The 26,723-nt window shown below is 33.3% G+C and carries 24 protein-coding genes and 1 tRNA gene; 21 read left to right on the top strand and 4 right to left on the bottom strand.

The annotated features are described in order from the left end of the window. Window positions 1–3: 3 nt before the first annotated feature. The 4 genes from FEM21_RS00860 to FEM21_RS16660 are packed head-to-tail and all read right to left on the bottom strand — an operon-like array spanning window position 4 to window position 1,365. Window positions 4–441, bottom strand: coding sequence for a retropepsin-like aspartic protease (locus tag FEM21_RS00860; RefSeq protein ID WP_035656766.1), 438 nt, complete (start codon window positions 439–441; stop codon window positions 4–6). After that, window positions 438–815 carry a CHAT domain-containing protein gene (locus FEM21_RS16650; protein WP_051627428.1) on the bottom strand — a complete coding sequence of 126 codons (378 nt, stop codon included), beginning with the start codon at window positions 813–815 and terminating at the stop codon, window positions 438–440. The genes FEM21_RS00860 and FEM21_RS16650 overlap by 4 nt, the downstream gene beginning before the upstream one ends. A gap of 33 nt (window positions 816–848) precedes the next feature. Continuing rightward, window positions 849–1,118 (bottom strand): hypothetical protein, encoded by a 270-nt coding sequence (locus FEM21_RS16655; protein ID WP_051627429.1) that lies wholly within the window; start codon window positions 1,116–1,118, stop codon window positions 849–851. Next, a complete protein-coding gene (locus FEM21_RS16660) occupies window positions 1,051–1,365 on the bottom strand; it encodes a CHAT domain-containing protein (protein ID WP_236353480.1) in 315 nt (104 codons plus the stop codon). Before FEM21_RS16660 ends, FEM21_RS16655 begins: the two co-directional genes overlap by 68 nt. A gap of 20 nt (window positions 1,366–1,385) precedes the next feature. Between FEM21_RS16660 and FEM21_RS16665 the strand changes: the two genes are divergently transcribed. The 21 genes from FEM21_RS16665 to FEM21_RS00965 all read left to right on the top strand — a co-directional run bounded on the left by FEM21_RS16665 (window position 1,386) and on the right by FEM21_RS00965 (window position 26,683). After that, window positions 1,386–1,610, top strand: coding sequence for a hypothetical protein (locus tag FEM21_RS16665; RefSeq protein WP_236353482.1), 225 nt, complete (start codon window positions 1,386–1,388; stop codon window positions 1,608–1,610). A 16-nt stretch (window positions 1,611–1,626) separates the two neighbouring features. After that, window positions 1,627–2,112, top strand: coding sequence for a tetratricopeptide repeat protein (locus FEM21_RS00870; RefSeq protein WP_236353484.1), 486 nt, complete (start codon window positions 1,627–1,629; stop codon window positions 2,110–2,112). A 124-nt stretch (window positions 2,113–2,236) separates the two neighbouring features. Continuing rightward, the gene (locus FEM21_RS00875) at window positions 2,237–2,515 is read left to right on the top strand and encodes a hypothetical protein (protein ID WP_035656768.1); all 279 of its coding nucleotides are present in this window, start codon (window positions 2,237–2,239) and stop codon (window positions 2,513–2,515) included. 23 nt (window positions 2,516–2,538) lie between these two features. Then, window positions 2,539–3,318, top strand: a complete 780-nt coding sequence (locus tag FEM21_RS00880; RefSeq protein ID WP_035657095.1) for a TatD family hydrolase — start codon at window positions 2,539–2,541, stop codon at window positions 3,316–3,318. Between the two features lie 60 nt (window positions 3,319–3,378). Continuing rightward, window positions 3,379–4,521, top strand: a complete 1,143-nt coding sequence (locus tag FEM21_RS00885; protein ID WP_035656770.1) for a 1-acyl-sn-glycerol-3-phosphate acyltransferase — start codon at window positions 3,379–3,381, stop codon at window positions 4,519–4,521. After that, entirely contained in the window at window positions 4,505–5,533 is a 1,029-nt protein-coding gene (locus tag FEM21_RS00890; RefSeq protein ID WP_035656771.1) for an asparaginase, read from the top strand. The genes FEM21_RS00885 and FEM21_RS00890 overlap by 17 nt, the downstream gene beginning before the upstream one ends. 57 nt (window positions 5,534–5,590) lie before the next feature. After that, window positions 5,591–5,677: transfer RNA gene (locus tag FEM21_RS00895), tRNA-Ser, on the top strand. 250 nt (window positions 5,678–5,927) lie between these two features. After that, window positions 5,928–7,172 (top strand): site-specific integrase, encoded by a 1,245-nt coding sequence (locus FEM21_RS00900; RefSeq protein ID WP_035656772.1) that lies wholly within the window; start codon window positions 5,928–5,930, stop codon window positions 7,170–7,172. Window positions 7,173–7,271: 99 nt separating this feature from the next. Next, on the top strand, window positions 7,272–8,129 hold the full coding sequence (locus tag FEM21_RS00905; RefSeq protein ID WP_051627430.1) for an RteC domain-containing protein: 858 nt from the start codon (window positions 7,272–7,274) through the stop codon (window positions 8,127–8,129). Between the two features lie 288 nt (window positions 8,130–8,417). After that, complete coding sequence (locus tag FEM21_RS00910; protein WP_051627431.1) at window positions 8,418–8,720, top strand: helix-turn-helix domain-containing protein; 303 nt, start codon at window positions 8,418–8,420, stop codon at window positions 8,718–8,720. 24 nt (window positions 8,721–8,744) lie between these two features. Continuing rightward, window positions 8,745–9,518 carry a hypothetical protein gene (locus FEM21_RS00915; RefSeq protein WP_035656774.1) on the top strand — a complete coding sequence of 258 codons (774 nt, stop codon included), beginning with the start codon at window positions 8,745–8,747 and terminating at the stop codon, window positions 9,516–9,518. Continuing rightward, window positions 9,502–10,161, top strand: coding sequence for a P-loop NTPase family protein (locus FEM21_RS00920; RefSeq protein WP_035656775.1), 660 nt, complete (start codon window positions 9,502–9,504; stop codon window positions 10,159–10,161). Before FEM21_RS00915 ends, FEM21_RS00920 begins: the two co-directional genes overlap by 17 nt. A 265-nt stretch (window positions 10,162–10,426) precedes the next feature. Continuing rightward, the gene (locus tag FEM21_RS00925; protein WP_035657103.1) at window positions 10,427–11,398 is read left to right on the top strand and encodes a pectinesterase family protein; all 972 of its coding nucleotides are present in this window, start codon (window positions 10,427–10,429) and stop codon (window positions 11,396–11,398) included. Between the two features lie 55 nt (window positions 11,399–11,453). After that, window positions 11,454–13,022 (top strand): glycoside hydrolase family 28 protein, encoded by a 1,569-nt coding sequence (locus FEM21_RS00930; protein ID WP_051627432.1) that lies wholly within the window; start codon window positions 11,454–11,456, stop codon window positions 13,020–13,022. Between the two features lie 7 nt (window positions 13,023–13,029). Continuing rightward, the gene (locus tag FEM21_RS00935; RefSeq protein WP_035657106.1) at window positions 13,030–13,944 is read left to right on the top strand and encodes an alpha/beta hydrolase; all 915 of its coding nucleotides are present in this window, start codon (window positions 13,030–13,032) and stop codon (window positions 13,942–13,944) included. A 120-nt stretch (window positions 13,945–14,064) separates the two neighbouring features. After that, window positions 14,065–15,114, top strand: a complete 1,050-nt coding sequence (locus FEM21_RS00940; protein WP_051627433.1) for a pectinesterase family protein — start codon at window positions 14,065–14,067, stop codon at window positions 15,112–15,114. Between the two features lie 16 nt (window positions 15,115–15,130). Beyond that, window positions 15,131–17,662, top strand: a complete 2,532-nt coding sequence (locus FEM21_RS00945; RefSeq protein WP_035656777.1) for a glycoside hydrolase family 95 protein — start codon at window positions 15,131–15,133, stop codon at window positions 17,660–17,662. A gap of 415 nt (window positions 17,663–18,077) precedes the next feature. Further along, window positions 18,078–21,449, top strand: coding sequence for a SusC/RagA family TonB-linked outer membrane protein (locus tag FEM21_RS00950; protein ID WP_201448261.1), 3,372 nt, complete (start codon window positions 18,078–18,080; stop codon window positions 21,447–21,449). 11 nt (window positions 21,450–21,460) lie between these two features. Next, entirely contained in the window at window positions 21,461–23,482 is a 2,022-nt protein-coding gene (locus FEM21_RS00955) for a RagB/SusD family nutrient uptake outer membrane protein (RefSeq protein ID WP_035656779.1), read from the top strand. 19 nt (window positions 23,483–23,501) lie between these two features. Continuing rightward, the gene (locus FEM21_RS00960) at window positions 23,502–25,094 is read left to right on the top strand and encodes a DUF5123 domain-containing protein (RefSeq protein ID WP_152547352.1); all 1,593 of its coding nucleotides are present in this window, start codon (window positions 23,502–23,504) and stop codon (window positions 25,092–25,094) included. Window positions 25,095–25,183: 89 nt separating this feature from the next. Further along, complete coding sequence (locus tag FEM21_RS00965) at window positions 25,184–26,683, top strand: pectate lyase (protein WP_051627435.1); 1,500 nt, start codon at window positions 25,184–25,186, stop codon at window positions 26,681–26,683. Window positions 26,684–26,723: the final 40 nt, after the last annotated feature.

Raw genomic sequence — 26,723 nt, forward strand, 5'->3', positions numbered from 1 at the left:
AGTTTACAGCAAGTATAAATAATGATTGTAATAATCAATTATTGCTTTTCCTTTTAATAAAATATCAGCGCCAATGATTCCGTCAACGGGTTTTGCTTTGTAAGCTATCAAGGCTTCGTTGACATGTGACATATCAAAAATAACCAAATCAAAATCATGGTTTTTCCAAGAACCCAGTTGTAATTTGTTTGCAGTTGCAACTTGGGTCAGCATTCCTGTAGCTCCAGCACCAGAAGCTTTGGTTTTAGAGTCTTCGGCGTTTAAATTGAATAGGTTAATATGTTCGAAACCTACGCAGCTATTAGAAGCACCTGTATCAAGTATGAAATTTCCTTTTATGCCGTTAATTTGGGCTTTGATGAGCAAATGCTGGGTTTTAGTAATCTTGAATTTTACTTTTTTATATTTTTCCTTCTTCAGGATTTCGTGGAGGTTTTTCATTTTTTGAAACGGATAAAGAACCAAATTAAGGCAATTGTGATTACAATTCCCAAAATAATATAAACATAATTTAGAGAAGTTTCATTTTTGTCTAAAGTTCTAGAATAAACAAAAGCACTCCAGTAATAAGGCGATTTTTTAGCATTAGAAATATTCGGATTTTTCAAAAAATCACGTTTGGCATTGGCATTTGCTTCGAGATAAGATTGACCGTTTTTGATATTTTGATAAAAAGAGTCCATAAAAACCGAAGTTGTATAATCATTGACCTTACATAAAGAAAATAATAAATTTTGTGCTCCTGCAAATTGAAACCCGCGGGCGATACTCATGGCTCCTTCGGATTTAAAGAGTTTGCCAATTCCCGTTTTCATAAGCACTCAAAACGACTAAATCAGGATTGATTTTTAGCTTGTATAATTCTGAATAAAGGATTCCTGATCGTAAAATTTAATGCTGGCAGGAGTAATAACATCTCCAGCATCAGCATGATTGGATAAATGTAAAATTGAATAATCAGCGGCATTTTTTTTGAAATTATCGAAAGTATCCGCTGTATTTGTTAAATAATTTCCACTGAAATTACTTTTAATAGACTGCATTTCGTTTTTAGAATAAGTCAATGTATAAGCAGTATTTTCGAAAACTGGAAAAATGATAACCAATGTTGTAATCATTCAGTAAATAATGCATTTTGGCAAAATTAGTCGTGTTGGATTCCTGAGTAATTAAGGCTTCAAAAGGCAGAAAATTTAAAATTCCATCAGGAATGATAATGAGGTTTTTATAATTTGAATTTATAGGTAATTGTAAAACTTTGTAGGACGAAAATGCTACTTTTTTAAATTGACTGATATTTTCGGAAATGGAATTTGCATCATGAAAATAACTTATATAGGAAATTATAGGTGTATTACATATCATTGAAATAAAACTAAGAAGCCATGAACGAAGAAAAATATATAGTATTCGAAGAGTATCTTCAAGGCAGTTTGTCTGATGAAGCCCGATTGGATTTTGAAAAAAAGCTTTTGGATAATCCTGAATTAGCTTCAGAATTGGCAAGTTTTAGAGAAGTTCAATTGCAATTAGCAACTAAATTTGGTTTTGAAAGAGAAAAAGAAGCTTTTGAAGAAAATGTAAAAAAATATTTCAAACAAACATTTTAACTCAGGAAAAAGAAAGGTGATTTCGATAAAACCTTTAGTGTATCTGGTTGCTGCTTCGGTGGTGCTTTTGTTGGGAATGTTTTTGTTTAATCCTGGTTCAAAACCTAATTTTGAGGATTATAACCAGTACGAAAATATCTATTTAACCGAGAAAGGAACGGCAATTGAAAATTTAAAACAAGCCGAAACCGCTTTTAATGCTAAAAAATATAAAGAAGCTATTCCGCTTTTTGAAGCTGTGTTAAAAGAAAATCAATCGGTAGAAATTGAGTATTTTTATGGTATTTCGTTGTTAGAAAATGGAAATATTCAGCAAGCCGAAACTGTTTTTGACGAAATAAAATCAGGAAATTCCATCTATAAAAACAAAGCGATTTATGCTTTAGCATTAGCCAAATTAAAACAAAAAAAATATACTGATTGTAAAGCAATCCTGTTGACTATTTCATCTGATTTCGAAAATTACGATAAGGTTCAGGAGTTGTTGGAGAAGTTGGATTAAGAGTTCTAACACAAAGAGGCGCAAAAGTTTTTCGCAAAGTCTTTTAAGTCTTTGTGTGATTTTTTGTTTTTGTGAATCTTTGCGTAATAATTTAAATTTATGGATTTAAACTTGAAAAGAGCAGATGAATTATATACAAGGTGATAATATTTTTATTGTAATAGGATGTTTGCTTTTTTCTATTGCAATAATTGTATGGATAAGAATTGGAGATGTTAAAGAGACAAAAAGGCTAAATGAAAAAGGTTTGGAAATGGATTCTTACACTAAGTCTAAATCTTGGCGTGTTTATATAATCGGAGGAATCGGCATTATAGCTTCTCTTTTCGAAATTTTAAAGAGATTATATTATTTCTTTGCACTGATTTGTGTTGTCTTTGTGAATCTTTGTCTAATAACCTAATTTTGCATTTTAAAGCAATACAATTGGAAACAAAACCCATAATTACCGATACTCATACTCATTTATACAGCGAAGAATTTAGTCAGGATAGAGACGAAATGATGCAGCGTGCTTTTGCGGCTGGAGTTAGCCGTTTTTTTATTCCGGCTATCGATTCGGCTTACACTGAAGCCATGTATGATTTGGAATCCAAATATCCAGAAAATGTTTTTTTAATGACCGGAGTACATCCTACGCATATTAAGGAGAATTATCTGGACGAATTGCAATTTGTGGAAAACGAATTGAAAAAAAGAAAATTCTATGCTATTGGCGAGATTGGAATCGATTTGTATTGGGATAAAACGCATTTAAAAGAGCAGCAATTGGCTTTTAAAAAACAAATCCAACTAGCAAAAGAATATCAATTACCTATTGTGATTCATTGCCGTGAAGCTTTTGATGAAGTTTTTGCAGTTTTAGAAGAAGAAAAATCAGAAGATTTATTTGGAATTTTTCATTGCTTTTCAGGAACATACGACCAGGCATTGCAGGCTTTGTCTTATAATATGAAATTAGGAATTGGCGGTGTAGTGACTTTTAAAAACGGAAAAATAGATCAGTTTTTAAATAAAATCGATTTAGAACACATTGTTCTTGAAACCGATGCGCCTTATCTTGCTCCGGTTCCTTACAGAGGAAAAAGAAATGAAAGTAGTTATCTTGTAAATGTAATTGATAAGTTATCACAGATTTACGGGATTTCTGAGAGCGAAATTGCTAAAATTACCACTGAAAATTCGAAAGCAATTTTTGGGATTTAAAGTAGAATTCGCTAAAATTTAATATTTTTTTTGTTCATTTGTTTTTCTAATAGTACCAAAATGCAAAAGTTTGACGAGATTCGGCCGTATTATGATTCCGAAATAAATAAAGCGATACAAAAAGTGCTTCATCATCCGATGTTGAAATCATTGATGAATTTTTCTTTTCCTGATGTTGATGATGAGGTTTGGAAAGCACAATTGTTGAAAACACATTCTATTCGTGATTTTCAATGTAATTTTATTTATCAATCAGTTCAAAAAGTATTAGAGAAAAGTTCAGAAGGTTTGTCTACTTCGGGTTTTGAGCATTTAGAGCCTAATACTTCGTATTTGTTTGTTTCTAATCATCGTGATATTTTATTAGATACCACTTTATTGAATGCGACTTTATTCGAACATGATTTGGTAATGACTGCTTCTGCCATTGGAGACAATTTGGTAAAACAGCCTTTTTTGAATGTTTTGGCGAAGCTAAATCGTAATTTTTTAGTCCAAAGAGGTTTAGGTCCAAGAGAAATGCTGCAAAGTTCTAAAACACTTTCAGAATATATTAATCAATTATTGTTGCATGAAAACCGTTCGGTTTGGATTGCACAGCGTGAAGGAAGAACTAAAGACGGAAATGATGCGACCAATCCAGGCGTTTTAAAAATGTTAGGAATGGCTTCAGATGAACAAAATTTGATGGATTATTTCAAGAAAATCAAAATTGTTCCGGTTTCTATTTCGTATGAATATGATCCTACTGATGCTTTAAAAATGCCTCAACTACTGGCTGAAGCCAATAATGAAGTCTATGTAAAGCAGGAAAATGAAGATTTTATGACCATTTTAAGTGGTGCTTTAGGACCTAAAAAACGTATTTTTATCCATATTGGAAAAGTTTTAGATACTGAAATTGATACCATTATAGCTGAAAATGACAACGTAAACAAGCAAATTCAGGCTTTGGCACAAGCTATTGACGATTCCATTTTACAAAGCTATAAATTGTGGCCTACCAACTATATTGCTTACGATATTTTACATAAAACAGATAAATATTCGCATCTATATACTGAAAGCGAAAAAGCTGTTTTTGAACGCAGGTTAGAAAAACGAATTGACGCCGAAAATCCAATCGCATTGCAAGGATTATTAGCAATGTATGCTAATCCGGTGGTCAATAAATTGAAATATACTCATGAACTCAAGGACTAAAATTCTTTTAATTTACACAGGTGGAACCATCGGAATGCAGAAGGATTTTACAACCGGAGCATTAAAGGTTTTTAACTTTAGTAAATTATTACAAAGAATTCCTGAGTTACAACAATTGGATTGTGATATTGAGACTATTTCGTTTCAGAATCCAATTGATTCTTCGAATATGAACCCTGAAAAATGGGTAGAAATTGCTACGATTATTGAATCGAATTATTCAAAATTTGATGGTTTTGTGGTGCTTCATGGGTCTGATACGATGTCGTACACGGCTTCGGCTTTGAGTTTTATGTTCGAAAATTTATCCAAACCAGTTATTTTAACAGGTTCACAATTACCTATTGGTGATTTGCGTACTGATGCAAAGGAAAATCTAATTACAGCAATTCAAATTGCTTCTTTACAGGAAAATGCTAAGCCTGTAATTACTGAAGTTTGTCTTTATTTCGAATATAAATTGTATCGTGGTAACCGAACTACTAAAATTAATTCGGAACATTTTAAGGCATTTGCTTCGCCAAATTATCCGGCTTTAGTAGAATCGGGTGTGAATTTGAATTTTAAAGCAGATTTGTTTTTATCGAAAGATGATAGCCAGCAATTAAAAGTGCATTCAGAATTAGATACGAATGTGGTCATTATAAAAATGTTTCCTGGAATAAGTGAGCTTGTTTTGGCTACTTTGCTGGTAATTCCAAATCTAAAAGGTGTTGTTCTGGAAACTTATGGAGCCGGAAATGCGCCTACAGAGGATTGGTTTTTGAATTCAATAGAAAAAGCGATTACTAAGGGTTTACATATTGTGAATGTAACCCAATGTACCAGCGGAAGTGTGAATATGGGACAGTATGAAGTGAGTTCGACATTGAAACAAATAGGCGTTATTTCAGGAAAAGATAGTACTACCGAAGCTGCCATTACTAAATTAATGTATTTGTTGGGCCAAAATATTCCGTCTAAAGATTTTCAAGCTGTGTTTGAAACTTCATTAAGAGGAGAAATATCATAATAATTGTGATTTGGCTTTTCTAAGTCATATTTTTTAATGTTATTTGCAAACCGAAATAGAGAGGTGTCCGAGTGGTTGAAGGAGCTAGCCTGGAAAGCTAGTATGTGGGTAACTGCATCGAGGGTTCGAATCCCTTTCTCTCTGCTAAAGTGCATATAAAGAAAGTTAAAACCCCTAAAAGCATAGGTTTTTAGGGGTTTTTTGTTTCTGAATACTTCAAAACAATTCATTTAGTGCTAATACTTAGGGGCACAAATAGGAGCACAATTTTTTTAAATAAATAGTACTCCTATTTCTTTGTAAACTCCAGTAAAATAAGGCTGTTCAAATAATAAACATCTTGTTATACTTTGATATTTAATATAATTTAAATAATCATTAAAGGTTACCAAAAATGGATGCAAAAATCTCAATTCTCTTTTTTTTAAAAAGAGCCAAAGTCAATTCTAAAGGACTAGTCCCAATTTTTCAGCGAATTACTATTGCAGGAAAGCGTATTGAAAAAAGTACGGGAAAATTTATTGATCCTACTAAGTGGTCAGTAGAAGGAGCTAAGATGAAAGGAACTTCATTAGAAGCTAGAACGATTAATAGTCATCTTGATATATTAAAGATCAAAGTCCTAGAAGCTGAAAAAGATTTGTATAATAAGGGAGAGTCTATAACTGCTGAGACAATTAATAATAAATTAACGGGTGTGAATAAAAGAGAGCGTATGATAATTCCAATTTTTGAAGAGCATAATCGTAAGATGAAAGAATTGATAGGCTTAGAATATGCAGCCGGGACTTATGAACGCTATGTTACTTCTTTAAGACATACTAAAAATTTCCTTTTATGGAAGTACAATATGTCTGATATTAGTATAGATAAGATTGATCATGCTTTTATAACCGAATATGAGTTTTATTTACGTAGTGAACGTAAATGTGCTAATAACACGACTGTTAAATACATTAAAAATTTTCATAAGATAGTTAATCAATGTTTGGCCAATGAGTGGATTAATAAAGATCCTTTTATAAATTACAAATCAAAGGTAAAAGAAGTTGTCCGTGAGTTTCTGGATGAAAATGAGATAGAAATAATTATCAATAAAGATCTCTATATAGAACGTTTAGAGCTTGTACGCGATATATTCATTTTTAGTTGTTTCACTGGCTTAGCTTACATTGATGTTAAACAATTGACAGCAGATAATATTTCGATAGGTATAGATGGTGAAAAATGGATTTTTAAAGATCGCCAAAAAACAGATATTGAATCCAGAATTCCCCTTTTACCAATGGCAATGGAAATATTGAAAAAGTATGAAAATCACCCTTTATGTGTAAATCAAAATAGATTATTACCAATTTTAAGTAACCAACGAATGAATTCTTATTTGAAAGAAATAGCAACGCTATGTAAAATAAATAAAGATTTGACATTCCACATTGCCCGACACACTTTTGCTACTACAGTTACTTTAACCAATGGAGTTCCTATTGAGAGTGTAAGTAAAATGCTAGGACATTCAAGTATTAAAACGACTCAGCATTATGCTAAAATTTTAGATAAGAAAGTTAGTGATGATATGATGATTCTGAGGGCTAAACTAAATAATAAAAGCATTATAAAAGCTAATGGTACAGATTAATTGAGTTTTGTTACTTTTTAATTCATTTTTATTATTTTCTAGTAAGAAATAGATTAGTATATTTTGTATTTTTGTAAGTAATGTCATTAAATTAATGGAATGAATTTATATCAATATGCTTTTAGAGACAAATTCTTGGAGAAAAGTGCTCTTTGCGAAAAGAAGAAAAAAAATAGGATAAAAAGTTCTAAAGAGTTTATCATCTGGGCAGAGGACAAACTTAATGAATTACATGAATGGTTAAAAAAGTATAATTTTGAAGATGAAGAGACAGAAATAGAGTTTTTTAAAGAAATTAAACCTTGTCTTTTTTCAAAATTGATTTTTCAAAAAGAAGTACTTCGAATAGAGACAAGAGCACCTTGTGGTACTAAATTAAGTCTCAGGTTTTTTGAAGAAGAACTAAAACAAACAGCTAAGAATTTAAAAATAGATCCAGAATTCTATAATTATGTTCGTTCACATTCTAATGCACGAGATCATGTTTATTTTACAAGAAAAATTAAGAAAGATATCCTCGAAATAGATTGTTTTCATCTTTGCTTTGATCCGAAGATTTCAACATACTACGACCATAAAATGGCAATTATATTAGCTCATGATTTATTGGTTAATTATATTGAAAACAGAATCAGAAAAATTAAAATGAAGTGTAAAAGAAAAAAGAAAAACTATTCGGAATCTGTTGGGATACAATCAAAACTACACTGGACTCGTAACAAAACTGAACTTATAGAGTTAGTATATGCCATGCATTTCTCAAAAGTAATTAATAATGGCAATTCTGATTTAAAAGAAATTGCGAAAGCGGTAGGTCTATTATTTAATATCGAGATTACAGATAATCTATACAGAACCTTTACAGATATTAAAAACCGCAAAAATCAAGGTTCTAAATTCATTCAGAGTTTAGCCGATAATTTTCAAAAAAAGATTACTGAAGAAAATAGCTTGTAATTTTTTGAATTCCAAGAAAACAAATACCCCCATTTTTTCTTCTTTTTAATAAAAACCCAACTTGGGTAGACCTTGTGAATTTTTAAAAATTCAATCAAATTGATTCAAAATGTAAGGTCAAATCTTTAAACTCCAAAGCTGATTTTAGTAGCTAATAAAAAAAATACTCTTATAAACACTAGCGTTTGTTACAATTTGATATATAAAAGCACCCAACTTGGGAATACCTTGTGAATTTTTTAAAACCAATTGAAAGTAATTTGTTTTGTAATCATAACAAATTAAATCATGAATGTAAACGCAAGAAAATTATTCCCTGAAGTAGACAATTTAGAATTGTTAAACCATCAGTTGATCACTAAAAAAGATTTACTAAACTTTAGTAACCTGCTTTTTGAGGCACTAAAAGAAGCAACTAATTCAAAGGCACAAATTCCACAATGGCTTAAATCTTCAGAAGTTAGAAAATTACTCAAAATTTCTCCAGGCACTTTACAAACGCTTCGTATTAATGGAACGCTGCAATACAACCGAATAGGCGGTATTATTTATTATAAGTATGATGATATTTCTAAGCTACTCGATAAATAAATAGAAAGTCTAAAAATTTGAGCTATGAATTATATCAAACATCTCACAGGATTCTTCAATAAATCAAATCAGGATAAAACCATCAATCCAACACATATTAGTTTGTATTTGGCATTATTTCAAAGATGGAACCTCAACCGATTTAAAAACCCAATTATTATTTCGAGAGAAGAAATGATGGTTACTGCCAAGATTAAATCAAAAGCAACTTATCATAAATGTATGAAAGAACTACATCAAAAAAAGTATATTATCTACAAACCCTCTTATAATCCGTATGAGGGAACAGAAGTCATTTTACCAGATTTGTCCAATATTGATAAAAATGAATCAACAGAAGTGACCATTATAAATTATGAACGTACCAAACTAAATAATGAACCTTCAAGAACTGTAACTGGACTAAAAAATGAACGAACCGAACCAAAAAATAGTCAGGTTGATGAACAGGTACATATATATAATAATAAAACATTAGAAAACAATAATAAAACTATATATACTCCAGAGGAAAGAAAAGAAGAAAGTAAATCAGAATTTATAGCTCCTACTATAGAATTAGTTAAAGAGTTTTTTCAGGAAAAAAAAGTAAGCAGCATTGAAGCCGAAAAATATTTCAATTATTACAGTAGTAACGGTTGGAAAGTAGGAGGGAAAACCCAAATGAAAGATTGGAAAGCAGCTGCCCGGAACTGGATATTGAATTTGGACAAATTCAATCCTAAAAAAGAAATTAGCAATCTGCACCCTAAAAACCTCAACGTTTCAAATTCCAAAGACTATGCAGAACCACTTTAACCTTCAGGACACATTTGAAATAAAAAATAACATTAAAATTTACGACCCTAAAAAATGTTTCCAATTTTTAGAACAACAAGGTAAAAAAAGGTATAACTCTGGTTTTAAAATTGACCCTAACGATATTTCAATAATTTATAAACTTTTGATTTATGCAATTCAAGACCGAAAGAGTGCTCTTCAGCTTGGAATCGATCTCAACAAAGGAATTATGCTTTCGGGGCCGATTGGCTGCGGTAAAACTTCGCTGATGCATTTAATAAAACCTTTTATGTACGCAAAAAATGATTATAAGATTATTACAACACGACATATTTCATTCGAATTTGCCAAATCAGGCTATGATTCTCTGGCAGAGTACACGCTAATGACTTCACAACAAAATCGATTATCGGGTTATTGTTTTGACGACCTAGGAGCTGAACAACAAATCAAACATTTCGGAAACGACTGCAATGTAATGGCTGAGATTCTAACCAGCCGCTACGAACATTTTGTCGAGAATAATGCCATAACGCACATCACGACCAATCTTTCTGCTTCAGAAATTGAAAAAATTTATGGTAATCGGGTGCGTTCCCGGTTGAGGCGGATGTTTAACCTAATCAGTTTTGATTCTTCTACTAGTGATAAAAGGATTTAAGTGTAAATTCTGGTTGTTAATTAGTTACAGTTTTAAACAAAGTTAATTGTTATGGTTAGATAGAGTTATTATTTTTAGAGATTTATTGTAAATTGTTATTTCACCCTTTGGTAATTGTCAAATGCCCTATACAGGTAAAATATAAACAAAGTATGTTTGCGTTGTTGATGCTTACCTAAAATTTTAAAATACAAATAAGATACTCTTGTTTATTTTTTTAGGAGTAAGTAAAATCAATTTTAAAATCATTATTTTTTTGAATAAAATGAAAGTGTCTTTTTATATTGTCTTTTTAGTTTCAATACTTTTCAAATCATTAAGTCCTGTTTATGCGAACAATGTTTTGAATAAAATCACGGTTGCCTTAGACGGTTCGGGTGATTATAAATCCATTCAGGAGGCAATAACTGCCTGTGGGGCTTTCCCGGCTGATCAAAAAACTATTTTTATTAAAAACGGTATTTACAAAGAAAAAGTCCTGATTGATTCTTTTCATAGTAACATTAGCCTTGTAGGAGAAAGTACTGAAAAGACTATTATTACTTATGATAATTATGCAGGCCAAGCCGGAATAGGGACTTTTACTAGTTATACTTTAAAAGTTTTGGGGAATAACATCAAAATAGAAAATCTGACCATTGAAAACTCGTCAGGTAGAGTGGGACAGGCGGTTGCTCTTCATGTTGAAGGAGATTATTTTATTGCAAACAATTGTAAAGTATTAGGTAATCAGGATACTTTATATGCCGCTGGCGAAAATAGTCGTCAATATTACACAGATTGTTTGATAGAGGGAACTACCGATTTTATTTTTGGCTCAGCAACAGCTATTTTTAGCAAATGTAACATTCACAGTAAAGCCAATTCTTATATTACAGCTGCTAATACTGCAAAGGAAACGCAATTTGGCTATGTGTTTTTCAAATGTACCCTAACTGCTGATCCCAATATTGATAAAGTATATCTTGGCAGACCTTGGCGCGAGTTTGCAAATGTAGCTTTTATAAATTGTTTCTTAGGGAAACACATTAGATCTGAAGGCTGGCATAATTGGGATAAACCCGAAAGAGAAAAAACAGCCTTTTTTGCAGAGTATGGTAATTATGGCCCGGGTTCGGAAACCGGTAAACGCGTTAAATGGTTCCAATTACTTTCTAAAAGCAAGCTAAAAGAATTTACAGTAAAAAATATTTTCAAAGTACAGAATCAGTGGTTGTTGGATTCAGCTAATCTTTAGAAAATATAGGGCTAAAGCAATTAAAAATAATTAGTTAACCTGATACCAAATAATAATGAAAACCAGAATATTCAAAAATTTTAAGATCCTTTTTATACTGCTTTTTACCTCATTAACCTACGCTAAAAATTATGATATTAAGGCTTTAGGAGCTGATGCTTCGGGAAAAGTAAAATGTACTCAGCTAATTAATAAAACCATTGAATTGGCATCAAATGAAGGCGGAGGAACATTGTATTTTCCTTCAGGAACTTATTTTACAGGAGCTATAACACTAAAAAGTAACATTACTATTTATTTAGAAGCCGGAGCTACCTTGAAATTTTCTCCTGATTTTAAAGATTATCTGCCATTTCAAAATGTACGTTATGAGGGTGTTTTTATGAATACTTTTAAGCCTTTGTTAAATGCCTATAAAGCAGAAAATATAAGTATAAAAGGCGAAGGGACTTTAGAAGGAAATGGTTTTGCCTGGTGGGAGGAAGCTAAAAGAATTAACGCTGAAATTAAAGACAAGAAAACGATAGTAAATCCAACCGATTTACAAAAAAAATGGTCTCAGGAAAATGAGGGGTTAAAAGTAGAAGCCTATTATGAAAATACTCTTAAAACCCAATTTTTTCGTCCTCCTTTTATCCAGTTCTTAGAATGTAATAAAATTAAAATTGAGGGTGTGAAAATTCAAAATTCACCTTTCTGGACTATTAATCCGGTGGGTTGTGATGATATTAGTATTCATGGAGTTACTATTTTTAATCCTTCGAAAGATCCTCATGGTATCAATACGGATGGGATTAATCCGTCATCATGTTCCAATGTGAGAATCTCGGATTGTTTTATAAGTGTGGGCGACGATTGTATTACAATAAAATCCGGACGTGATTTTCATGGACGTGATTACGGAAAAGCTTGTGAAAATATAACTATTACTAATTGTGTTATGCTTGCCGGCCACGGTGGTGTGGTTATCGGTAGCGAAATGTCAGGCGGGGTGAAAAATGTAGCTATTTCTAATTGTGTTTTTGACGGTACCGATGCGGGTATCCGAATGAAATCGGCAAGAGGCCGAGGCGGTGTTGTAGAGAATATTATGATTTCTAATATTGTTATGCGCAATATTAGTCGTAATGCTTTTACGTTCGACCTGTTTTATGACCGGGAGTCTAAGGTTGAAGTAGTTACAGAGCGTACGCCAATTTTTAGAAATATTCATATCAATAATGTTACTGGTAGGGAGATAAATAAAGCAGGAGTTATTAATGGTATCGAAGAAATGCCTATTAACGAATTGTCATTTTCAAATATAACAATGGAAGCCAAAGAAGGTTTTTCTGCAAATTTGGCATCTAATTTAGCCTTTAACAATGTTGATATTGCAACACAAAAAGGAGCTGCTTTTGAGTTTTCAAAATGTGAAAATTTGGTTTTGAATGATGTGAAATCAAAAATGCCATTAGTCAATCAGCCAATTGTAAAACTAACAGATTGTAAATCGATTTTAGTGAATAATTGTTTCCAAAAAGTAAAAGTTGATGTTTTCGTTGAGTCGGTAAATAGTGAAGTTATTCAGGGGAATAATTTTCTTTCATTGGTTACAAAAGCTTTTAAATTTGATGGTAAATAAGATTTTTATGAAACGTGTAATTATAACTTTAATTTGTTTTATAACGGTAAGTACTGCTTTTTGCCAGGAGATAATACCTCTTTGGCCAGAGGGAAAAATGCCTAATTCTAAAGGATTAAAGCTAAAGAAAATTGAAGAACGTGAAAGAATAACCCAGGTTGATATTCCTACGATGCATGCTTTTTTGACTTCAAAAGAAGAAAACAAAGGGACGGCAGTACTTATTTTTCCACCGGGAGGCTATCAAAAGTTAACGTATAATATTGCCGGTTTCCAGTTGGCCAAGTGGTTTAATACCATGGGAATTAATGCTTTTGTGGTTTTGCACCGTTTACCTACTTCACCTGATTTGGTAAATCCGGCCTTCGGAGCACTTATGGATGCTCAGCGCGCCATAAAAATAGTGCGTTCAAATGCTGAGCAATGGGGTATTGATAAAAATAAAATTGGAGTAATGGGATGCTCTGCCGGTGGAGGTTTGGCTGTCAATACGGCTACTATGCCCAAAGACTATTCGCAAATTAAAGACGCTTTAGATAATGTCGATTGCAAACCTAATTTTCAAATCCTCGTTTCGGGAGCTATCAGCATGAAACAGAATGCCCATCAGGGTAGCCATGATGCCTTATTGGGTAAAAATGCTTCTTTAGAAAATGAAACCCTTTTTTCGGGTGAATTAAATGTTACTGAAACTACACCACCCGCTTTTATTGTTTGTGCAGCCAATGATCATGTGGTAAGTCCATTAAACAGTTTACAATATTATCAGGCACTTTTTCTAAAGAAAATACAGGCTGCTTTGCATATTTTTCCTCAGGGAGATCACGCTATTGCGCTGCGAAACAATCCGGGTTCTACACAACTGTGGACTAATTTATGCGAAGTCTGGCTCGATGAAATGGGCTTTTTGACTAAAAAATAGAAGCTTCTTCCTTTACTTCTAATACAATAACGATAGCTGTTTTTTAAAAAAAGAAACAGCTAAAAGGAATCTTATTCTCTATATCTAAAATTAACATTTTATAACAACTAAAATTTATTTATGAATATAATAACCAAATTAATGCTATTATTCTGTTTTGTCAGCAGTTGCACTTTTACAGTTTCGGCAAATGTGAAAGACAAAAAAATTGTGGTCGCTCTTGACGGAAGCGGGGATTATACAAAAATTCAGCAGGCTATTGATGCTGTACCGGCAAATAATCAGGAACGGACTATTATTTTTATTAAAAACGGACTTTATAATACCGAGAAAATCATTGTGCCTTCCGATAAAAAATTAATCACTTTTAAAGGCGAAAGCCGTGAGAAAACCATCATTAGTTATCATATTTATGATTGTACAGGTGGCTTAAATAACAAATGTCCTGCCGAAGATGTAGCCAAATGGACGGGGCAAAACATTCGTACTTCTGCTTCGGTAACTATACAAGGAGACGGTTTTACTGCTGAAAATATCACCTTTCAAAACACGGCTGGTGCAGTAGGTCAAGCTCTGGCCATTTTTATTGCTTCTGATAAAAATGTATTTGTTAATTGCAGCTTTTTAGGTTATCAGGATACGATGTTGTTAGGTAAAGACGGAACCCGCAGTTATTTTAAAAGCTGTCTGGTACTGGGAAGAACCGATTATATCTATGGTGGTGGAATCGGTTATTTTGATACCTGCGAAATCAGAAGTTATGGTGGCGGCTGGATTACTGCACCAAGTACGCCTAAAGACCAGAAATACGGTTTTGTATTTAATAACTGCAAACTGACTTTTGTAACCAAAAGTCCCCGTGCTAATGATGACAAACAGCCCTTTAGTTTAGGAAGACCCTGGCATAATTACCCAAAAGTGGCCTGGATTAACTGTGATATGGCTAAAGAATTAAATCCATTGGGTTGGCCTACAACCTGGCGTATGGATTACGCGGCTACAAGTACCGATTTGCATTTGTATGAATATAAAAACAAAGGCGAAGGAGCAAGTATGTCAAATCGTGCAAAATGGGCTGGTTTAAAAGAATTATCATCTTCAGAAGCTACAGCATATTCGCTGGAAAATGTAGTAAAAGGAACTGATAATTGGAATCCAAATAAACAATAATTTAAAGTAGTTTGCTATGAAAAAACAATGTTTTTTAATTATGCTGTTTGCTTTTTTGGGTAATATTTATGCCCAAAAAAAATTAATACTATGGTATAATCAACCTTCAAAAGCCTGGACCGATGCGATGCCTTTAGGAAATGGTCGTTTAGGCGCTATGGTATATGGTGTACCACAATGTGATACAATTCAAATTAATGAAGATACTTTTTGGTCAGGGAGTCCGTATCAAAATACAAATCCTAATGCAAGAAAAAGTTTAAAAGCAATTCAGGATTATCTGCAAAATGAAAATTATGTGGAAGCACAAAAAATTGCAATGCAAGATATAATCAGCGATAGAAAGCTTACTTCTCACGGGCAAGTCTATCAATCCATTGGGAATTTGGTTTTAAAAGTACCAGGACATGAAAACTTCGAAAATTATTATAGGGAATTAGATTTAAAAACCGCCATTGCTACTACCAAATACAAGGTGAATGGAGTGAATTTTCAAAGAGAAATGTTTACTTCTTTTACGGATCAATTAATTATCATTCGACTATCAGCCGATAAAAAAGGGGCAATTGATTTTAATGCCTCTTTTGCAGGTCCTTTAAAAACCAATATGGTAGAAGTTGCAACTGTGGTTCCTGATGGGCAAAACCAAATGATGGTAATTAATGGAAAATGTGCAAGAGAGAAAGAAGAAAATATTCTGAACTTGTTAAATTTTAATGCTCAAATTAAAGTAGAAGCAAAAGGTGGCAAGCAAACCAAAGTAGGAAACGAAATTGCAGTATCTAATGCTGATGAAGTGTTTATTTATGTTTCGGTAGCGACAAATTTCAAAAACTATAAAGATATTTCGGTGGACGCTGAAAAGAAGGCAAAAGCCTATTTGCTTAATTTTTCTAAACCGTATCAAAAAGCTAAAGAAGATCATATTGCTTTTTATCAGAAACAATTTGGTAGAGTAGAATTAGATTTAGGTAGTTCTGCCCAAATGAATAAACCTACCGATCAAAGAATTTCAGAATTTTCTAAAATTGAGGATCCTGATTTAGTAGCTACTTATTTTCAATTTGGAAGATACTTACTTATTGCCTCTTCACAACCCGGTACACAACCCGCCAATTTACAGGGAATTTGGAATCCCAATGCGGGACAGTATCCAGCCTGGGATAGTAAATATACGACCAATATTAATGTAGAGATGAATTATTGGCCAGCCGAAGTAACCAATTTATCGGAGTGTCACGAACCTTTTATCAAATTAATAAAAGAGGTTAGCGAAACTGGAAAACAATCGGCTTCAGAAATGTATGGTTCCAGAGGCTGGACGCTGCATCATAACACCGATTTATGGCGTTCTACGGGTGCTGTTGATGGGACAGCAGGTATTTGGCCAACTTGCAATGCGTGGTTTGCTTCGCATCTTTGGGAGAAGTTTCTTTTTTCGGGAGATAAAAAATATTTAAAAGAAGTATATCCTATTTTGAAAAGTGCGTCCGAATTTTATCAGGATTTTTTAATTAAAGATAAGAAAACGGGATATATGGTGGTTTCACCTTCTGTTTCTCCTGAACATACTCCGGGTTTACATTCGTATGAGATTATAAAAGCTGACGGCACTAAAGCAAATGAACGTTGTAACGTGTTTGCTGGAGTAACTATGGATAATCAAATGGTTTTTGATTTACTTTCAAATACTATTGATGCTGCCGAATTTTTAAAAACAGACAAAGAGTTTGTAGTGGAATTAAAAAAACTGCGTCAACAATTGCCTCCAATGCACATTGGTAAATACACCCAATTACAGGAATGGTTAGAAGATTGGGATCGTAAAAATGATACGCACCGTCACGTATCACATCTTTGGGGTGTTTTTCCTGGAAGAGAAGTTTCACCTTTTAAAACTCCTGAACTTTTTGAAGCTTCAAGAAATTCTTTAATTGGTAAAGGAGATGCAAGTCGTGGCTGGTCTATGGGATGGAAAGTATGTCTTTGGGCTCGTTATTTAGATGGTAATCATGCTTATCAGTTAATTAAAAATCAGTTAAATCTAAAACCAGCTAATGCTACGATCAAAGACCCCGACGGAGGAACTTATACCAATATGTTTGATGCGCATCCGCCATTTCAAATTGATGGGAATTTTGGATGTACTGCCGGTATAGCCGAAATGTTATTGCAAAGTCATGATGGTGCAGTTAGTTTGTTGCCAGCCCTGCCTGATGTTTGGAAAAATGGTGTAGTTAAAGGACTAAAAGCCAGAGGAGGTTTTGAAATTGAAAAACTGGAGTGGAAGAATGGTAAAATTACTGCTGTGACCATTAAATCGAATTTAGGAGGAAACTTACGTTTGAGAAGTCACACTAAATTGAAAGGGAAAGCATTGAATGTTGCTCAAGGTGAAAATGCCAATCCTTTTTTCAAATACCAACCCGTTGAAAAGCCTTTTGTTTCAGAAAGCGCAGCTTTTAAAGGAACAGATATTTTAAAAGTCTTTGAATTTGATATCAATACAGTAAAAGGCAATTCGTATACTTTTTCTATGGTTCCATAAGTTTTGGATAAACTTATACAGTTGAAAAAAGGGCAATGAATTTTAATTCATTGCTCTTTTTTTATGCATTTAGCGGAAACGTTTATGTTAAAATTTCCACATTCTAAAATGATTGGATTTTAAAGGCGGTTTTTAGTGTTTTTTCTCGGGAAGCATTGAAAATACTACTATTGTGTGATATGACCCCTCTCATTTTGTGTTTTGACCCTGCTGGCTGAAATCTTAAAATCTAGTTTTGTTTAACAATTTTTTATGAAGAACAAATTTTAAACAAATGTTTTTAACCAATTAAATAAGATCGAATGGAAAAAGAATTATGAAGATTTTTTAAAATATATCTACCTGAATTAAGAAGAAAAAAATCAGGTGGTATAGAAAACACAAACTATTATTAACCAACTAAACCCAAAAATGTATGAAAAATTATTTGTCAAAGACTGACTTTGGCTTATTTAAACCATTGAGAAGAAGAACTACATTATTTACAGTCGCTTTTTTTATGATTGAGTTTGCAGCTAATGCAAATGAGAAAACCAAACTGCGAAATGTAAATACTTCTTCAAGTATTGAGTATAATAATACTAATTTTATTTTAACTAATTATTTGAAAGTTTGTAATGTTCAGGATCAAATAACTGTTAAAGGGAAAGTAGTAGATGAAAAAGGATTAGGAATACCAGGTGTTTCTGTTCTTTTAAAAGGAAGTAAAAAGAGTGTTGTGACTGATATAGACGGAAGTTTTGAACTTGTAAATGTCTCTTCAAATGGCACACTTGTTTTTTCATTTATTGGAATGCAAACTCAGGAAATAGCTATTGGAGGTAAAAAGAATCTTTCTATAGTTATGAAAGATTCGTCAACAAATCTTGATGAGGTTGTTGTTATTGGGTATGGTACAGCCAAAAGAAAAGACTTAACAGGCTCGGTTGCATCCGTAAACATGAGTGATTTGAAAGATATTCCCGCTACCAATGCTTTACAGGCTATAGCAGGTAGATTAGCCGGAGTAAATGTTACTATTACCGAAGGAGCTCCTGATGCCCGAATTAACGTACGTGTAAGAGGAGGAAGTTCCATCACTCAGGATAATTCACCTTTGTATATAGTAGATGGTTTTCAGGTAAACAATATAAATGATATTCCTCCTGGAGATATTGAAACTATTGATGTACTTAAGGATGCTTCATCGGCAGCTATTTATGGTTCTCAAGGGGCTAATGGAGTAGTGCTTATAACTACTAAGTCAGGGAAAAAAGGTAAGGTTGAGATTACTGCAAATGTCTATACTGGTTTAAAAAAGACATATAATCTGACTGATGTTTTATCTCCTTATGAGTATGTATATTTTCAAAAAGAAATAGATCCGGGCTCCAATGTTTCTGGAACTAGTTTTTATTCTGCTTATGGTTTGTGGAGTGATATTGATATTTACAAATCAAAAAAAGGATTCGATTGGCAGGAAAAACTATATGGTAATACAGGTTTTCAAACCCATACTGATTTAGGTTTGTCAGGAGGAGATGAGAAAATGCAGTATAAAGTTAATTATAGCCATGATTTTGAAGATTTTATAATGATAAATTCTTCTTATAAAAGAGATTACGTAAGTTTTAAATTAAATAGAGAGATTAGCTCAAAATTCCGTGTTGATTTTAACTCCAGATTTTCAAATACAATTATTTCAGGACCTAGTGTTTCTAGTGGAGGTAAGTTAAAAGACGGGATTAAATATGCGCCTGTTAGAAGTTTAACTTATCTGGATCCAGGTGCTTTCTTGGGTACAACTGACAATATAACTTCAGCGGAGGCTTTAAGTAGTTTGAATGATCCAATTTATAATATTTCAAACGAATACAAAGAGCAAAATAATTTTAACCTTACGATGAATGGTGGATTAACATATAAACCATTTAAGGGAATAACTATTGTTTCTCAAGGGAGTTATGCAGTGAATAGAAATTTTACTGATAATGTTTGGTTAAAGAATACAGGTGAAGCCAGTGCCAATGGAGGACAGCCTGTAGCTAAACGTCAGGATGTAAAAGGTGTTGACTGGTCTATGCAAAATACAATAAGTTATGATGGCAATTTTGATAATTCAAATCATCGATTAAATGTTTTATTAGGGCAGGAAGCACGTGATTCGCATACTGATGAAACATTAATTCAGTCAAAATTTTTTCCTGATGATTTCAATGAAAAAGATGTTTTGGCTATGTGGAATTACGGTACTCCTTTACCAACTTATACCACTATTAATGAGCCTACAAGAACGGCATCTTATTTTGGACGTATCAATTATACTTTATTTAATAAATATATTTTTAGCGTTACTTCAAGATTAGATGGTAAAAATGTTTTTTCACCACAAAACAGATGGGGTTTCTTTCCAGGTGCTGCTTTTGCTTGGCGATTGTCTGATGAGAAATTTATGGAAAAAACCAAAGACTGGCTATCTAATGCAAAGTTCCGTTTGAGTTATGGTGAGGTAGGAAATGCCCGTGTGGGGTCTTACTGGCGTCAGGATTATACTTTTGAATCATCAGCAAACCGATTGATTTATATTGGAAATAATGCTCAGAGTACTTTAAAACCTTCGACAACTTTAAAAAATGAAAACCTAACTTGGGAAACTACGGTGTCAACCAACTTAGGTCTAGATTTAGGATTTTTTAATCAAAGATTGAGTTTAAACATTGATGCTTATCAAATTGATACAAAGGATTTGATTTTGGCAGTGGCATTGCCTTCTAACTCAGGATATACTTCGCAATATCAAAACATAGGTAGTACTTCTAATAAAGGACTTGAGTTTACTTTGTCAGGAGATATTATTGACGCAAATGAATTTAAGTTGTCAGCTAATTTTAATATTGCTTTTAATAAAAATATAGTAAAAAGCCTGGACGGTTCTGATGAAATGATTGCTGCGACTAACTGGGCTCCAAATGTAGGTCGTGATGATTATAGAGCCAGAGTAGGGCAACCTGTAGGCTTAATGTATGGTTATGTTTCAGACGGATTTTACAGTTTTGACGATTTTACCTATGATAATACGCAAAAGAAATGGATTTTAAATCCAGGAGTAGTAGATGCTTCTAAAGTAATCACCACTTCGGGGAATTATTTTGGACCAGGTCACATGAAACTTAAAAAATTAGGAGGTACAGGTACGGTTATTAATCCAGATGAAGACCGTAGAGTTATTGGTAGAGCACAGCCTAAACATACAGGGGGTTTTTCAATCAATACTTCTTATAAAGGATTTGATTTAGCAGCAATGTTTAACTGGTCTTACGGGAATGATATTTATAATGCGAATAAAATTGATAATACTACTTTCAGTGGTTCTAAGCGCTATAATAATGCAAGTACTATTATGAGTCTGGAAAATCGTTTTACGACTATTGATCCGGTTACAGGAAACAACATTATGTTTGGTAATGATGCAAATCCGCAGTTGTTACAAGAGATCAATCAAAATGCTTCGATATGGCATCCACTATCTAATTCTACAATTATTACCGATTGGGCTATAGAAGACGGTTCTTTTTTAAGACTTGGAAATCTAACATTGGGTTACACGCTTCCTGAAAGTATAGCTAGTGGAAAATTTGTTAAAAAAATCCGATGCTATGTGTCTGGTAATAATTTAAAAGTTTGGACTCGTTATTCAGGTCAGGATCCTGAGGTAAGTACAAATAGTTCTCCATTAACACCGGGATTAGATTGGTCAGCTTATCCAAAAGCCAGAACAGTTTTGTTTGGAGCTAACGTAACATTTTAATTAATAAAGTCATGAAAAAAATACTATACTATTCTTTTATTATTGTTGCTTTGGGATTGTTTTCCTGTAGTGATGATTTTTTAGAAACATCTTCACCTTCTAAATTAAGTTCAGAAACTGTTTTTAAAACACCATCGATGGCTAAAGCAGCCATTATGGGAATTTACGGAAAGATGACAGATACTTATATTTATGGTCAAAAATTGTCTGTAAACTGGCAGGGAGTTTCAGATATTGAAACTAATTCGGGTTTTTCTACCACAGGTTATAATTCGACCAGTAGTGACTCAGGTGCTGGTAATTTTTACGATGATCCATATAATCAAACTACTAAATGGCAAACTCTGTATGAATTTGCTGAATTAGCTTCTACTGCTGTAGATGGAATCAGGAATTCACCAATCTTAGAAACCAGAGCTGCTGAGATGAAACCCTTATTAGGAGAAGCTTTGACGCTTAGAGCAATGGCTTATTCTGAATTAGTGAAATTTTGGGGAGACGTACCATTTAAAAGAGAAGCTTCTAAATCGGATCTTACCAATGTTTATATGGGAAAAACCGACAGAGATAGCATTTATGCCGGATTAGTAGAAGATTTGACTGAGGCTGTAAATTATTTGCCTTGGCTAAAATCGAATGCTGAATATTCTACTTCAGAGCGTATTTCTAAAGCTTTCGCAAAAGGACTTTTGGCAAAAATTGCTTTGTATGCAGGAGGATGGTCTTTGCGAGACGGTAATTTATTTCCTAATGCTGATGTTGAGCATCATCCAACGATACAGGAAGAGAACGGTTATTATGTGGGAAGAGTTAAAAACTGGAGAGATTATTATCAAATAGCAGCCCAGCAAACAGCTGAAATTTTAGGAAGTTCGGCACATCCGCATGCGCTCGATCCTAGTTATGAAAATATATGGAAAACGGTATGTAATTTACAGCAGAATACATACAACGAAAACCTTTTTGAAGTTGCTTTTGGTTTAGGAAATAATGGGGATATTGGTTCTTTAATGGGCTATGAAGTAGCAGGTAATACAAAATATGGATCAAGAGGTTTTGGAGGAAGTTATGTGGCTTCTCAGGCTTATTATTTTTATTCGTTTGACCGTGATGATTCACGTCGTGATGTTACCTTAAGCTGGACAAGTTACGCTAGTACTAATAAAGAAACCATGAAAACAGATGCCTTAAATGTTAGTTTCGCAAAATGGCGTATTTACTGGATGTCACCATCTTATCTGGCTTTGCATAAAACAGCCAATTCCCGAATAGCCACTGGTGTAAATTGGATTTTGATGCGCTATTCAGATATTTATTTAATGTTTGCCGAAGCTCAAAGTAAATTGACTAGTCCGGATGCGGTAAATAATGTGGCAGGAATGTCTCCTCGTCAGGCATTAGAAAAAGTAAGAGAACGTGCTTTTGGTGCTGGTTCTCTAAAAATTAAACAATACGATGCTGATTTTTTTAATGCTATTGTTAACGAACGCGCCTGGGAGTTTGGTTGCGAGTCCATTCGTAAAGGTGATTTGTGTCGTTGGGGATTATTGTATGAAAAAATCGAGGCAATGAAGAAGACACTTTGTTTAATGCTTGACAATAAAGTACCTGTGACTATTTTTGATAAAACTTATCAGCCTTCTGATTTTCCACAAACAATTTACTATAAGTTTAAAGACGCCGAATTTATTGACCAAAAGTCAATCAATTTTTATACTAATCTGGGTGCCAGTCCAGGAACAGAGTATCAGTCAGCTTCCTGGTTTACAAAAAGTATTGTAAAACCAACTAGTGGAACCAGTATGACATATTTAGATACGCCTACAAGAGTGCTATTGGCAGCTACCGGAATTAATAAGGGATATGATTATTCAGGTTTTCTTAGCTCTATGACAAATGGTGGTGAAATTCAGGCTAATCTTGCCCAATATACCATGGGGAACAAGAACTGTAATTACAGACAATTTTTCTCTATATATTATGAGGATATTTTTGAGTCAAGAGGTTATTTGACAAATTCTTATGGTTATTAAACTTTAAAACTTAATTTAAATGAAAAATAATATAATAATTTTTGTGTTTTCTATACTCTGCTGTTTTATGTCGAGTTGCGAAAAAGATTATAATAATTGGGAGGTTGAGTCAGGAGGTGACAGACTTTTCAGATCATTGATATTCGAGGTGTCAAAACTCCAGTCTACTTCGGTTGAATTGAAGTTTACTAAAGCTATCTCAGCAACTAAATATGTTTTCGAATTCAGTAAAGACAATTTAGAATTTAAAGAAATTGTAAAAACCGTTGAGCTTTCGGCAGACAAATTGGTTCCTTTTGCACCGTCTAATAATCCTGTTAAGGTTGAATATAGAGAAATATTTGCTGATTTAGATGGAACTACAGGATATTCAGTTAGGATGAAAAGTATTGATGAAACAACAGGTATTGAATCAGGTTACAGCCAGATTTACTTTGAAACACCGGCTGAACAGATTTTTACTAATTATTTGCCAACAACAAATAGTGTAAAGTTAAAATGGACAGTTAGCCCTCGTGTGACTAATGTGGTTCTTTATACCAGTGAAATGCAAGTGGTAAAAGAAGTTACTTTATCTGCTGAACAAAAAGTATTAGGTGAGCTTACTTTTGATAATTTAACAATTGGAACCAAGTATATAGCTAAAATTTTCAATGAGACTAATAACCGTGGAACTTTAAATGTAAGTACTACAGGAATTTCTAATAGTACATTGTATAAGGTTTTAGAAACTGATAATGCTACAAGTATAACTACAGCTTTAACTAATCTAGTTACTGGAGGAGCTACCAATCTTACGGTTGAATTTGAAGTTGGAAAAACGTATACAATTGGAGGGGAAATAATAGTGCCTACTGGGGTTAACAATATTGCTTTTACAGGATCTACTGGAGCAAATGGCCAATTACCTGTTTTGACTAATGCAAGATTCAATGTTCAAACTCAGGTTAAAGACATTATAATTCAATATTTGTCAACAACATCTGGAGGTAATTTCTTCATTGATCTTGGTACAAAATCAGTTGACAATATTTATATTGAGGGTTGTAATGTGTCTAATATAAATTCTGTTGTTAGGGGAACCGGAACAACTGTTATAAAAGATATTTATGTAAACAATTCATGGATTTCAAATACAGGAGGTTGGGGAATGTTTAACTTTGGAGGAACTACGACCTTGGGTTCACTTAATGTTTCAAATTGTACCTTAACAGAAATTAGTACCCGATTTGGAGATATTCGTATCGCTACCAAAGTAAATTTCAGTAATATTACCTGTGTTAATATTACAACAGCAATGAGTCATCTTTGGTTATTTGATAATGCAAAACCATCTCAGGTTTCTATCCAAAATCTTATTATTGGTGGGCCTAATGGAGGAGCTAAAATAAACGATACAAACGGAACTTACAGCAATATTCCTATTTCATATGCAGGTAGCTATAAAACAAACGATTTGATTGTAGATGTAAGGCCGTTTAATAGTATAACTGTAGTGCCATTAAATATTTATGGTTTGTTTGTAGATCCGGCTAATAAAAATTTCCATATTAAAGAAGGAATTGGTTTTGCCGGAACAGGAGTTGCCGGAGATAAAAGATGGTTTAATTAATTTTTTTAGGTTTTGAATGATAAAAAGGAATAGTTTAATTCTATTCCTTTTTTATTATTTTTTTACAGTAATTAATAAACCTTGATATGATGAAAAAAATTAAATATGTTTTTGGGCTTTTTATAGGTTGTGGTTCCTATATATTAGCTTCTTGTTCTTCTTCTCATGATACTTTCTCAAATAATATAAATAACAATAATAATTCTATTGAACTTCCAGTAGTAGAAATTGCCTATGCTTTTCCGGGAGCCGAAGGAGGTGGACGAAATGCAAGCGGAGGTCGAGGAGGAAAAGTCTACAAAGTAATCTCTTTAGAAGATACAAACACTCCCGGGACTTTAAGATATGCTGTTAACAAGTCAGGACCAAGGATTATTGTATTTGACGTTAGTGGAACAATTTATCTAAAATCCCAATTGCGAATTGATAATGATGATGTTACCATAGCCGGACAAACAGCTCCCGGCGGAGGTATTTGTGTAGCTCATTTTCCGGTTGAGGTCAGTGCCGATAATGTAATTATAAGGTACCTCAGATTTAGAATGGGCGATGTAAATAAGGTTGAAAGCGATGCCCTTGGAGGCCGGTTCCAAAAGAACATTATTATAGATCATTGTTCTGTAAGCTGGTCCACTGATGAATGTGTTTCCTTTTATCAAAATGAAAATTTTACTTTACAATGGAGTATTGTTTCTGAATCTTTAAGAAACTCAGTTCATACAAAAGGAGGACATGGTTATGGCGGGGTATGGGGAGGTAAAAATGCTAGTTTTCACCATAATTTAGTAGCCTCTCATGATAGCCGTAATCCCCGATTGGGAGAATATGCAAACAACGCTTTTGCGTTGACCGATCTGGTAGATTTACGAAACAATGTTATCTATAATTGGGGAGGAAATAGCTGTTATGGCGGCGAAGCAATGAATGTGAATATTGTAAATTGCTACTATAAACCAGGGCCTGCTACCGTTAGAAAAAACAGGATTTATTCGATTGATAAAAATATGCGAACTGAAATTTCCCCTAATCCGGTATATAACATTTGGGGCAAATATTATATCAATGGAAATTTTGTAGAAGGGGCTCAGGAGGTGACAAATGACAATTGGACTTACGGTGTTTTTAATCAGTTTAGCAGCGGTTATGGTACTGTATCTGATTCTGATAAAAAGGCGATGAAATTAAGCCAGCCTCATAATGCAGCTCCTGTGACTACTCATTCGGCTGAAAAAGCCTATTCTCTTGTTTTAGATTTAGCCGGAGCTTCATTAGTGCGTGATGCTATAGATATCCGAATTATAGACGATGTTAGAAATGCTAAGGCAACTATTATGGATGGAGGGAATGGCAGTACAAATGGATTAATAGATACACAAAAAGCTGTTGGCGGTTGGCCTGATTTGGCTGTAGGTGTAACTTTAAAAGATACTGACAATGATGGAATGACCGATGAATGGGAAAAATCAAAAGGTCTTGATCCTAACAAAAACGATGCTGCCGGCAGGAATCTTAGCAGTGCTTATGATAATGTAGAAGTTTACATTAACAGTTTAGTGGCAAAACAAACAGAGCAACAATTAAAACTGTGATTATACTTTTAAATTTAATAGTGCTCAACAGGCAGTTATA

Origin of the sequence: Flavobacterium seoulense (genome assembly GCF_000695795.1) — a bacterium.
Taxonomy (GTDB): Bacteria; Bacteroidota; Bacteroidia; order Flavobacteriales; family Flavobacteriaceae; genus Flavobacterium; species Flavobacterium seoulense.